This is a genomic window from Chitinophaga sp. H8 (genome assembly GCF_040567655.1).
Lineage (GTDB): Bacteria > Bacteroidota > Bacteroidia > Chitinophagales > Chitinophagaceae > Chitinophaga > Chitinophaga defluvii.
The window spans coordinates 497,866-510,738 of the sequence record NZ_JBEXAC010000002.1 but is presented as its reverse complement, the minus strand read 5'-3'; the positions used below and the strand labels follow the sequence as shown (position 1 = coordinate 510,738).

10 protein-coding genes are annotated in these 12,873 nt (G+C 44.2%); all 10 read left to right on the top strand.

Annotated features, from left to right (window positions below; translation table 11 throughout):
- Window positions 1-42 precede the first annotated feature (42 nt).
- The 10 genes from ABR189_RS15915 (at window position 43) to ABR189_RS15870 (ending at window position 12,518) form a co-directional block, all read left to right on the top strand.
- Window positions 43-552, top strand: a complete 510-nt coding sequence (locus ABR189_RS15915; RefSeq protein ID WP_354661439.1) for an OmpH/Skp family outer membrane protein — start codon at window positions 43-45, stop codon at window positions 550-552.
- Between the two features lie 361 nt (window positions 553-913).
- The gene (gene rpmH / locus ABR189_RS15910; protein WP_012788729.1) at window positions 914-1,069 is read left to right on the top strand and encodes a 50S ribosomal protein L34; all 156 of its coding nucleotides are present in this window, start codon (window positions 914-916) and stop codon (window positions 1,067-1,069) included.
- A gap of 13 nt (window positions 1,070-1,082) precedes the next feature.
- The gene (locus ABR189_RS15905; protein ID WP_354663596.1) at window positions 1,083-1,478 is read left to right on the top strand and encodes a ribonuclease P protein component; all 396 of its coding nucleotides are present in this window, start codon (window positions 1,083-1,085) and stop codon (window positions 1,476-1,478) included.
- A 157-nt stretch (window positions 1,479-1,635) separates the two neighbouring features.
- Window positions 1,636-1,866 carry a membrane protein insertion efficiency factor YidD gene (yidD, locus tag ABR189_RS15900; protein ID WP_354661438.1) on the top strand — a complete coding sequence of 77 codons (231 nt, stop codon included), beginning with the start codon at window positions 1,636-1,638 and terminating at the stop codon, window positions 1,864-1,866.
- A gap of 50 nt (window positions 1,867-1,916) precedes the next feature.
- Window positions 1,917-3,581: a S41 family peptidase gene (locus ABR189_RS15895; protein WP_354661437.1), complete on the top strand. Its 1,665-nt coding sequence runs from the start codon at window positions 1,917-1,919 to the stop codon at window positions 3,579-3,581.
- Window positions 3,582-3,794: 213 nt separating this feature from the next.
- On the top strand, window positions 3,795-4,454 hold the full coding sequence (locus tag ABR189_RS15890) for an RNA polymerase sigma factor (RefSeq protein ID WP_354661436.1): 660 nt from the start codon (window positions 3,795-3,797) through the stop codon (window positions 4,452-4,454).
- 108 nt (window positions 4,455-4,562) lie between these two features.
- Window positions 4,563-5,609, top strand: coding sequence for a FecR family protein (locus ABR189_RS15885; protein WP_354661435.1), 1,047 nt, complete (start codon window positions 4,563-4,565; stop codon window positions 5,607-5,609).
- A 17-nt stretch (window positions 5,610-5,626) separates the two neighbouring features.
- Window positions 5,627-9,142, top strand: a complete 3,516-nt coding sequence (locus tag ABR189_RS15880) for a SusC/RagA family TonB-linked outer membrane protein (protein WP_354661434.1) — start codon at window positions 5,627-5,629, stop codon at window positions 9,140-9,142.
- Window positions 9,143-9,152: 10 nt separating this feature from the next.
- On the top strand, window positions 9,153-10,859 hold the full coding sequence (locus ABR189_RS15875) for a RagB/SusD family nutrient uptake outer membrane protein (protein ID WP_354661433.1): 1,707 nt from the start codon (window positions 9,153-9,155) through the stop codon (window positions 10,857-10,859).
- 330 nt (window positions 10,860-11,189) lie between these two features.
- Entirely contained in the window at window positions 11,190-12,518 is a 1,329-nt protein-coding gene (locus tag ABR189_RS15870; RefSeq protein ID WP_078794938.1) for a site-specific integrase, read from the top strand.
- Window positions 12,519-12,873 lie beyond the last annotated feature (355 nt).

Sequence of the window (12,873 nt, the reverse complement as noted above, 5' to 3'; positions counted from 1 at the left end):
TTAACCATAAGTATTTAAATTTTTTTAAACACAGACAACATCATGAAGAAGTATGTAATTATTGCTTTTGTGGCAGTTACCGGGCTTTTCAGCGTAAATGCTATGGCTCAATCAAAAGTGGCGCACATTAATGCACAGGCACTGGTAGAAAGCATGCCGGAAGCTAAAAAAGCGGAAACCGATCTGCAGACTTTTGCACAAGGTTTACAAACAGACGGTAAAGCGCTGGTAGATGAGTATACCAAGAAGATGAAGGAATTTGATGAGAAAGCAGCCAGCATGTCTGAAAATATGAAAGAAATCAAAGGCCGTGAAATCCAGGAAGCACAGAAACGTATCCAGGATTATAACCAGAGTGCAGAACAGAAAGTACAGGCTAAACAGCAGGAACTGCTGAAACCTATCTACGATAAAGCACGCAAGGCAATTGAAGATGTAGCTAAAGAAAAAGGTTATGCTTACGTAATTGACAGTTCTATGGGTGTTTTACTGGTATCTCCTGCAGGTGATGACCTGTTGACTCCCGTAAAAGCCAAACTGGGCATTAAATAATCCCTGCCAGCTAAAATATTGAGGGCCAGTAGCTTCCGCTGCTGGTCCTTTTGTTTAAATGGGGTACCGGCCGCAGGAGGGGGCAGTAAACAAGCTGCCGCACAGCGGGAAGGCCAAGCTGCCCCAGGTGGTTTATAAGGCTGTAAAGTGGGTATAAAGCAGGTTATATAGGAGGGGAATCCAAGGTTAGATAAGGGAGAAAGCAAGAAAACCGGGGGTAAAACACTTTTTTTCGATTTGCCTCTTTACATTTCAAATTATTTCCACTACCTTTGCCTTCCGTTTTAAAAACAGGAATGTACCCGTTCCGTATAACACGGAAGGGGTTTTAGTATAGTACAGGTAAAAATATAAAAACAAAATGAAACGTACTTTTCAACCGCATAATAGACGCAGAAAGAGCGTTCACGGCTTCAGAAAGAGAATGGAAACCGCTAATGGCCGTAAGGTACTGGCTTCCCGCAGGGCTAAAGGACGTAAGAAGTTGACTGTTTCTGACGAGCGGAAGCTGAAATAAAGTTGGTTGATAAATTCTATTTGCCATAAAAACTTATTCTTTTAAAAAGGAAGAAAGGTTAAAAAGCAGAAAACTAATTGAAACGCTTTTTCGGGAAGGAAAAGCGTTTTCTGTTTTTCCTTACCGCGTGATTTACATGGCAGTGCCCCTGCCGGTAGACAAGGTGCCTGTGCAGGTAGGCTTTAGCGCCACTACCCGCCGTTTTCCCCATGCCACTGACCGGAATCGTATTAAACGCCTGGGCCGCGAAGCCTGGCGCCTGCAAAAGCAGGCTTTATACGACCACCTGCAATCCCATTCCAGGCAGCTGGCCGTTTTCCTCGTATATACAGATAAAAAAATAGCTGATTTTTCTACCCTGCGCGATAAAATTTCGGTAATTTTAGAGAAACTGAAGAGTAGCTGTTAGCTATTAGCAGTTAGCTTTTAGCTGATTTGCGAAGCGTAGTTGTTCAGTTTTCAGGTATTCGCTGCATGAAGTTGGTATGTAGCCTTTTATGCAGGGGCCAGACGTAGCAAAGCTAATAGCTAAAAGCCAACAGCTAACTGCTGAAAAGTGTGTTTGTATGAAAAAACTATTGACCTGGTTGAGTTATCCATTTATTTTACTGATCAGAATATACCAGCTGGCCATTTCACCGTTATTAGGGAATAAATGCCGTTATACACCATCCTGCTCACAGTATGGTATTGAAGCGTTTAAGAAACACGGCCTGTTTAAAGGAGGTTATCTCACCATCAAACGTATCTTATCCTGCAACCCCTGGGGTGGCCATGGTTATGATCCCGTTCCATAGGATGCCCTGCTTTTAATGTTCACTCATCACTATCATAATACCAACGTTCCATGCGTACGTTTTTAAATACAAAAAAGAAGTTTATTGCCATCCTGTTATTGCTGGTCAGCGGTGCCGGTTTACTGGCGTTTAACGAGAGTGATAAATACTTTCAGATTGCCAAGAACCTGGACATTTTTGCGGCTTTCTACCGGGAGCTGAACACCTACTATGTAGATGACCTGCCTCCGGAAAAGATCATGCACAAGGGAATTGCAGCCATGCTCGAAGAAACAGACCCTTATACGGACTTTGTATCGGAAGAGAACCTGGATGACCTGAAGTTTATGGCCACGGGCAAATATGGGGGCGTAGGGGCTTCTATCAACACTATGGGCGACTGGACCACCATCACAGATGTGTATGAAGGCAGCCCGATAGACAAGGAAGGTATCAAGCCCGGAGATGTAATCATTTCCCTGGATAATAAGTCGGCCAAAGGAATGGAACAGGAAGAGGTAAGCAAGCTGCTGAAAGGCTCAGCAGGTACCGTGCTGAATATGGTGCTCCGTAATCCCGTTACTGGTAAGGAAACAGCCCGTAAAGTGATCCGCGAAGAGATCAATGTAAAGCCCGTAAGTTATGCGGGGATGGTAAAGCACGATATCGGGTATATTAAGATGACCCAGTTTACCGAAAACAGCGGGCTGCAGGTACAGCGGGCTTTTGAACAACTCAAAGCAGCACATCCCGGCATGAAAGGAGTAGTACTGGACCTGAGAGGCAACCCTGGCGGCCTCCTGGACGAAGCCGTAGTAGTAGCCAATATTTTCGTGGACAAGAATAAGCTGATTGTAAGTACCAAAGGCAAGGTGAAAAACTGGGACCGGGAATATAAAACCGCCCAGGTGGCTACCGATATGCAGATTCCGCTGGCAGTGCTTACCAACCGCTCTTCTGCCTCTGCAGCAGAAATTGTAGCCGGTGCTGTACAGGACCTGGACAGGGGAGTAGTGGTAGGACAGCGTTCTTTTGGAAAGGGGCTGGTACAAACTACCCGTCCGCTGCCCTATAATGCCAAACTGAAAGTCACTACCGCTAAATACTACACTCCGAGCGGCCGTTGTATACAGGCAATTGATTATTCCCACCGGAATGAAGAAGGTGGGGTAGATTCTGTACCAGACTCTCTGCGCCAGACATTCACCACCCAGCATGGCCGTAGTGTGAAAGATGGTGGTGGTATAGAGCCGGATGCAAAAGTAGAGCCTACCTATTTAAGCCAGGTGGCAATTACATTATTACGTAAGCAGTTTATTTTTGACTACGCTACTTCCTATTACTATAGTCATCCCTCTATTGCATCTGCCCATGATTTTGTATTAACAGAAGCTGAATTTGATGAGTTTGAACATTTCCTGGAAAACAAAGACTATAGCTATAAAACACGTAGTGAAGAGGCTTTGGAAACCTTTAAAGCCACCGCTAAAAAAGAAAAATACTACGATGCAGTAGCAAAAGAGTATGAAACACTGCAACAAAAAATGCGGCACGATAAAAAGCAGGACCTCCTGAAGAATAAAGCAGAAATAAAACGCTTGCTGGAAGAGGAAATTGTGAACCGCTATTATGCGCAACGCGGCAGGATAGAAAAATCACTGGCGTGGGATAATGAGCTGAATGAAGCGGCCCGTTTGTTGCTGCATCCAGTTGCATATCAACAATTATTGAAGTGATGTTGTTATAAGTATAATCGATTTTCGCCCCATATATTATTAACCATTAATCATGCAGGATGTACTTTTTGTGCATCCTGTTTTGTTATCCACCCAAAAAAGAGTTGTTAGGTATTTCCCCGTTTTTTATTAGTTTGGAGTAAATATCAACCAAAACCCGGAAACAGTACTTAATTGAATGATAACATGCCAACTATCTGATAATTAATAATTTTGTTCCTTTCAGCCATCGTGAAGCATGCACAGATAAATATTGATCCTATCACTTGGGAAGCCTGTAAAGCGGGCGACAGACAAGCTTATGCATCGATCTACACTGCTTATTATCCCCGGTTGTATAATTACGGACATAAATTTACAGTGGATACCAGTCTGGTAGAAGATAGCATCCAGGAAATATTCACCCTGTTCTGGATACACCGGCAGAAGCTGGAAATGGTAAAGGAGCTGAGGAGTTATCTCTTTGTAAGTTTCCGTAATTACCTGATCAAATTACTGCAGCAGCACCGGCTTATACAATCCGGAACAGATATAGATGATACTGCTTATGCTTTTGCCCTGGATATTTCGGCAGAACAGCAAAGAATAAATGCAGAAGAGGTATTTGCACAGCAGGAACAGCTGCAAAAAGGATTGCAATTACTTACACCCCGTCAGAAAGAAGCTGTTTTTCTAAGATTTTATGAAAACATGCCTTATGAAGCCATAGCAGATATGCTGCAAATTTCTGTGAAGGCAACGTATAAGCTGATAGCCCGTGCCATAGCTGAATTACGTACTACCTGCAGGCAGCCTCTTACCGCTGCACTTACACTCTCTGCACTGGCAGCCTTGCTGGGAAGTATGGACCTGGCACTCCAGCTAAGCAGGTAAATCAGCGCTGCCCCCTGCTGCAGGCTTCTTTCCCTTCTTTTAAAAAAAGTTTTCCTCCCGTGGGGTAAAAAAAACTATTTATCACTCCTATTGATGTAAATGCCTTTAATGGAACCAGCGAAACACTATACCGATTTTAGTACGAACGACTTTGCCGGAGATGATTTTTTTTTCCAATGGGTAAAATATCCCAATGATGAGAACAATGCATTCTGGACAAAGTGGATCCAGGATCACCCGCATAAGAAATGGCAGATAGCAGAAGCGAGGGCATTTATAGAAGCACTGGACTTTACCGTGGCCATACCGGATGCCAATAAAGTACAGGCAGCGCTCCAGGATAGTTTGCAGCGCATTGCTGCCCTGGAACAGGAGCCGGTACAGCTGGCCCCGCAGCGTGATGGCAAACGTTTCCGCTTATGGTGGGCTGCCGCTGCCGCATTTACAGGAGGGATAGCCCTGGCGGGATGGTTATACCAGCATAATGCCGAAAGCACGGTCACCTATGTAAGCAACGATGATGGTGCACAAAAAATATGGTTGCCGGATAGCTCGCAGATGATCCTGAATAACTATTCCTCCGTTACTTTCCGCAAGCGTTGGAAACCCGGAGAAAAAAGGGAAGTGTGGCTGGATGGAGAGGCCTTCTTTGATGTACGGCCTGCACGGGGAGGAAAAGAGCTGGCACAGGAGTTTATTGTACATAGTGGCAACATGAACATAGAAGTGCTTGGCACCTCTTTTAACATCAAAAAAGGAGCTGCATTCACGAATGTTTCATTGAATACCGGAAAGATCAGAGTCGCCATGCAGCAAATGCCGGAAGTACCGGTATACCTGGCTCCCGGCGATTTTATACAGTATAAGGAAAAGGATAATAAGATTACCAAAAAGCGGGTAAATGCAGCGTTGTATTCTATCTGGAAAGAAGAGAAGCAAGTGTTGAAGGATATTCCGCTACAGGAAATGGCGCAATATATAGAAGATATTTACGGACATCCGGTACACATTACAGACCGGAAACTGGCGGCCACCCCCATATCCGGATCACTCCGCGTAAAGGATGAGGCTACCTTACTGGAAACACTATCATTCGCATATAATATTAATATCAAAAAACAAGGCGACACACTTTATTTTAACCTGATTCCATAAAATAAAATTTTCCCGATATGTCATTACATGTACACGCCCGGATACTGGGTGCAGGGATGCTATTGTGCAGCATCAGCCTGCTAAGCGCACCCCTTGCTGCCCAGGATATGCTGATGCAGGAGCCCGCAAGGAACGATGCATTTGCATTTCAGTCCAAACGAAAGACTATACAATCCCTCGGCGAAATTCTACAGGATATAGAACGGCAACATGATGTTAGTTTCGTTTGTAAATCGGAATTATTACGGATGAGAATTAATACCGGTGAAGAAGATTTTCGCAGTAAGGCTTTTGTACAGGCTTTGCTGGAAGTATTACGTCCTTACCGCCTTCGGGTAAAACAGGTTACTCAACAGCAGTTTGCCATCTCTTCCAGTGAAGAGGATGACAATGGAAATGGCAGGAAGCAAACAGAAAAAGAAGCAGCCCACGAGGAAACAGGCTCCCTGGATATGATCAGAACGGGTAACTCATTGTTTGAACGTACCCGTGATTGGGCTAGTATACAGGTACTGAAAGTAAGCGGGGTAGTAACAGCGGGTAATAACGGCAATCCTTTGCCCGGTGTAACGGTTACCGTGAAAGGTACCGGCAATGGTACCGTTACCAATGCAGAGGGCAGGTTTGAGATCAGCGTACCAGATAAAAATGCAGTGCTGACATTTTCATACATAGGGTATCTGCCTAAGGAAATAGCCGTGAATAACCGTCAACAGCTGAATGTGCAGCTGGACGAAGATACCCGCCAGCTAAACCAGGTAGTGGTAGTAGGATTTGGCACACAGAAGAAAGTGAACCTCACCGGTGCTGTAGCCATGGCTACCAGTAAGGACCTGGCCAGCCGTCCTGTTACTTCTGTAAGTACTGCCTTGCAGGGGCTTTTACCCGGGCTTTCTGCCGTGAGCGCCAGTGGCCAGCCCGGCAGCAGCAGTGCTACTTTACGTATCCGGGGTACAGGTACCACCAATAACTCTGATCCGTTTGTACTGATTGATGGGATACCCGGTGATATCAACTTCCTGAACCCGAATGATATTGAAAGCATATCCGTTTTGAAAGATGCAGCTTCTGCTTCCATATATGGTTCCCGTGCTGCGAATGGGGTGATCCTGGTGACAACCAAAACAGGGAAACTGAATCAGAAACCTACTGTCACTTACAGCGGTTATTATGGCGTTCAGCTGCCTACTGCTTTGCCTAAGATGCTGGGATCAGTAGAGTATATGCAGATGCTGAATGAAGCCCAGCGAAATGTAAATCTGCCTCCTACCTACACAGAAGAAGATATTCAGAAAGTACGGGATGGCAGCGATCCTAACTACTTTGCTAATACCAACTGGCCCAAAGCCTTATTCAAGGATTATGCACCACAGCAGGAGCATAACCTGAGCCTGAACGGAGGTACCAAAGACGTGAGTTATTATCTCTCTTACGGCCGGCAAAACCAGGACGGATTAGTAGTAGGCGACCAATACAAAGCCAAGAGAAATAACATACGGGCACGTGTTAATTCCTATAAATTGTTTGATGTGATAGATCTGGATGGTAATATCGGATATATCGACCGGGAGCAGAATCAACCGGCTTCGGCAACAGAGTATAATGCGGGCGCTATCTATACTGCTCTGACCATGTCGCCACTTAACCCGGTACGTTTTGATAATGGTACCTGGGGGTATGGCGGTGGCTCCAGCAACCCGGTAGCCATGGCTACGGATGGAGGTTACAACAATTTTACTTCACAGGAAGTAACGGCCAACCTGCAGGCCAAAGTACATATACTGCGCAACCTGGTGCTGACAGGACAGTATGGTACGAATATCGTAAACCAGAAACGGAATACCTTTTCCCGCAAGCTGGATTATTTTTATCCGGAAACAGGCAATTTCTGGTACAGCAATAGCACCAGCAATTCATTAGGAAGCCGGGATATTACCAATCGTCTGGAAAATATGTCACTCCTTCTGAATTACAATCTGGATGTGCAAAAACATCACATTAAAATATTGGCAGGTTATCAGCAGGAAGCATACCGGTATGAATCCTTCTATGCCTCCAAAACAAACTTCCCCAGCGATGAAAACCCGTCCTTTAACCTGGGTACAGAAAATCCCAATGCCACGGGAGACGGTTACCAGTATGGATTACGTTCTTATCTGGGCAGATTGAATTATGACTTTGGAGAGAAATACCTGCTGGAAGTGAATTTCCGGTATGATGGATCTTCCCGTTATGCCCCTGGTTTAAGGTTTGGTTTCTTTCCATCCGCCTCTGTGGGTTGGCGCTTCTCACAGGAAGAATTTTTCAAGCAGAGCAGCCTGCCTAAATGGATGAATGAAGGAAAACTCCGGGCTTCCTATGGTGATCTTGGCAATCAGTACGGCGCTAACGGCCCCGGTTACTCGGAGTGGTATCCCTACCAGCAAACAATTGGTGGTGTAGCAACTATGCCCATCGGTAATGTACTGACCAGAGGAATGGCGCAGACTATCCTGGCCAATCCGCTGCTGAAATGGGAGAAAGTGAACATGCTGAACATCGGCGTGGACCTGACTTTCTTAAATAACCGCCTGACATTTACGGGAGACTGGTTTAATAAGAAAACACTGGATGTGCAGTTAAAAGTACCACAGCCGGATGTGTTGGGACTGGAAGTGCCGGACCAGAATGCCGGCGATGTTTCCAACAAAGGATGGGAAGTAGCCATTGGATGGAATGACCGCATTGGAGAAGTTACTTATGGCGCCACTGCGCAGTTGTCTGATGTAAGGAATAAGGTATTGAACCTGGGTGGTGCGCCACCCACAATAGCCACCCGTATCCGGCAGGTGGGATATCCGATAGATGCCTTCTATGGCTATAAAACGGATGGATTGGCACAGGAAAGTGATTTTACCAAAGATCCTGTAACAGGAAAATTGACCCCCAACTTCCCCATTTTTGATGCCGACAAAGGCAAGGTAGGACCTGGTGATATCAAGTACCGCGATCTGAACGGAGATGGTGTTATCACCGCTGATAATGATCAGACAGTGATAGGCGACGCTTTCCCAAGGTATGCTTACTCTTTCCGTGGTAACCTGGGATATAAAGGATTTGACTTTGCTTTCTTTCTGCAGGGAGTAGGAAAGGGGAATGGATATGTTAACAGCGTTGGTATCCATGCATTCCAGGCCTTTGGATCTTATCCGCAGGAAGTACACCGTGATCACTGGACACCGGAAAATACCGGTGCATGGTATCCCCGGTTAACATACCTGGATACCCGTAATACCACCATGCGACAGTCTGATTACTGGCTACAGAATGCTGCTTACCTGAGAGTGAAAAATATACAGCTGGGCTATACGCTTCCCCAGCGATGGGTACAGCAATTGCGTATTCAGCAGTTACGGGTATATATGTCGGCAGATAATCTTTTTACCAAAACAAAGTACTTCTACGCTTACGATCCGGAAACACCAGTAACCAATGGAGGGATATATCCGCAAGTGAAAACAATTGTGTTTGGTGTTAATGTAAACTTTAAATAAATCTACTGCCATGCAGCAAAAAAATAGTTCACCGTTGAAGGGTAGTACTTTTATCACTACCATTAAAACAGCAGGAGTAGCCATATTATTTGCAGGTCTGCTCAATGGATGTTCAAAAGATTTTTTGAGCCGTGCACCACTGGATGCCATCTCCAATGATGAGTACTGGCAAACAGAAGAACAGTTGAAACTGGCAGTAAATGCCTGTTACGATTACCTGAAGGGAAAGAATGTGGTAGACATGGAAAACCTGGGAGATAATACTATTTACCCGCCAATGTCTGATTACCTGGCTATTTCTACCGGTAATTTTGACTTTACCACCAATACGATCAACAGCGAATGGGCTGCTCAGTTTAAAGGCATACGTCGTTGTAATCACTTCCTGGAAAATTATCAGCGTGCAAAAGGCATAAAAGCGGAAACCATGAAACAGTTTGCCGGAGAAGTGAAATTTATGCGTGCCTTCCTGTATAGCTACCTCACCTTTTTCTTTGGTGATGTACCATTGGAAACAACTACCCTGAATATTGGCGATCCGGGAGTATATGGTACCAGAACCTCCCGTGCAGAAGTGGTAGACTTTATTTTAAATGAGCTGGACAGTGCAGCCAGCTACCTACCTGTTAGCTACGGCGCCAAAGACCTAGGCCGTATTACCAAAGGAGCTGCATTGGGCTGGAAATCACGTGTGGCATTGTTTTATCAGAAATATGATGTAGCTGAGAAAGCGGCGAAGTCAGTAATGGACCTGGGTGTTTACAAACTGTATTCTAATGGTGATCCTAAAACCAGTTATAATGAACTGTTTACACAAAAAGGGAAGCTGGCCAATGGCGCTAACAAGGAAACACTGCTGGCCAGGCTCTATTTGCTGGATGTGTCTACGCATAATATGAGTCGTGAATGCCAGGTACCGGATCAGACAGCACGTTTTAATCCCACCAAATCACTGGTGGATGCTTATCTGTGTATAGACGGAAAGCCTATTGACAAGTCGGATAAATACGATGGCAGCACATATGAGAGCATTTTTAAAAACAGGGACCCGCGCATGACACAAACGGTGCTTACCCCCGGCGCTATCTGGGGAGGTAAAGATGATGGAGATGCAGATGATAAACCTAATGATGTATATCAACTACCAAAGTTCAACTCAGACAAAAAAGGATGTGTTACCGCTACGGGATATTATTTTACCAAGTATGTAGATGTAGCTGCCGTAGCTACTTACAACAAAGATGCTAATGATATTCATGTGATGCGTTATGCAGAAGTATTGTTGAACTATGCAGAAGCACTTTTTGAACAGGGCAAGCTCACACAGGGAGATATAGATATTACCATTAACAAGCTGCGTGAACGCGTAGGTATGCCGCCTATGCTCCTGACTGACCTGGCTGCCTGGGGAATGGACGTACGGCAGGAAATAAGAAGAGAGCGCAGGGTAGAGCTGGCATTGGAAGGACAACGTTATTTTGATCTGCTTCGCTGGAAACAGGGTGATATGCTGGCACTGGATGTAAAAGGGATGAACAAAAAATCAGTACCTGAATATAACCAGAAGTATATAGCCGCGATCCCTGAAGATGCAGCAGGATTTATGATCCTGAATACCAACAGGCGTTTTGTAACTCCTAAGAACTATCTGTGGCCTGTTGCACTGACACAGGTACAGCGCAATCCCGCATTGGGGCAGAATCCCGGATGGGAATAGCAATGGACGTATTGTATAACAATTATACGAGTGGGTGTTTACGCGAGCGTTTACACCCACTTTTTTTTAAAAAAAGATTAGATAAAAGCAAAAATAAGCAAAACGGCGAAGTCCGTTCAAACACAGTAGTTTATGAAACTCGGGGCTAAAGTTGGAAGTCTCTGTACTTTAGTTTTTGGGCTTAAAAAGACAGGGTTAGGTTACTAAATCGTTACTGGTTACCGCCCAACCCCGACTGATATAACAGATTATATTTCAGTCTTTTGCACTTCTTTTCATCTTTCCTTGTAACTCATTGAAATTTAATTTTAAACATTAAACAATTGAGTTATGGAACAGTCGAAAAGGTCAACGTTTAAGCTACTTTTCTACCTAAAGAAAAACGAGCCTAAGAAGAACGGAGCAGTTGCTATTATGGGGCGCATCACAATTGATGGAAAGCCCGCATCTTTCAGCACCAAGCTGGAAATCCACCCTGATAATTGGGATTTGAAACATGGGCGTGTATTGGGGAAAAGTACCCAAGCACAAAGCACCAATAAGAAATTAGATGATGTACGCCTGCGAATTGACAAGCATTACGAGGAATTGCTCAAATACGATGGCTTTGCTTCTGCACAGAAATTGAAGCTGGCATTTTTAGGCGTGGGCGTTATGGAAGAAGCTATTCTAAAAGTATTCCAAGCCCACAACGATGATTTTGCCAAGATGGTTGCTAAAAAGGAACGTTCCCAAAGCACCTACGACAAATATAAAGTCGTGTACAACCATCTTTCCGAATTTATCCAGCTACGCTATTTAAGAACAGACATGGCTTTCAAAGAGCTTACCTCTGACTTTATCCGTGAGTTTGATTTTTACCTGCGTATAGACAAGGAATGCACCCACAATACAGTTTGGGTTTATACGATGCCTGTATTGCGAATGGTAGAGCTGGCAATGAAAAAGGGTATGATACGCAATAACCCTTTCGAGGATTACGAAATTACCATGAAAGAAACCGACAGGGGGTTCTTACTGAAAGAGGATGTAGAAAAGATTATGCTTTGCAGTCTTCCCAAACCAAAGTATGAACTTGTACGTGACCTGTTTATTTTCAGTTGCTTTACCGGGCTTTCTTATGCAGACATCAAAAAACTGAAACGGAGCAATATTCAGAATTTCTTTGACGGACACCAATGGATTATCAGCCGCAGAAAGAAAACCGATGTTTCTTCCAATGTGAGGTTATTGGAAATACCCAAGAAAATCATTGAAAAGTATTTGGGTACAACTAAGGACGAGTTTGTGTTCCCTATTCCGTCAAACGCTACCTGCAATGCTCATGTACTTAAAATCACGGAAGCCGCAGGAGTTGTAACAGAACAAAAAGTTACTTTCCATACAGCCCGACACACGTTTGCCACTATGATACTGACAGCAGGTGCATCACTTGAAAGCGTACAAAAGATGATGGGGCATACAAACATTACCACTACTCAAATCTATGCCAAGATACTTAACGAAAAAGTAGGTATGGATATGGACATTGTTGCAAGAAACCTAAAGGCAATGGAGGTTTCATTTAGTGCCATGCAAACGGAGCCTGTTTCGCAGGAGGAAATTATTTCTAATGCTGTAATTGTTATGGATAAAGAGGAATTGGAAATTGCCATATAGCAAGAGTTTGTAACGTAATGAAAGAGCAGGATTTTACCGTCCTGCTTTTTTTGTTTCCATATCTGACCCCAAAGCACATTTAATGCCCTCCACACATATCTTTTCACTTAAAAGAACTTTGTTGGGTGTTCGGATAAAGCCTATTGAAAAATAACCCTGCATAAGCCCACACAATTATTTTTCAATACCCTTTATGTGGCTTTCACAACCACGCATTGAAAAACAGTGTTTGAATATTCTGTGAATTGGAAGTAGAATTTTCATCCACCTGGAACCATTGCCAATGCCATCTTCATTGCTTCCACGGTTTTTTATTCAAAGAGCCAGTATGCCGTTTTGTTCCGTTTCAAGAGCA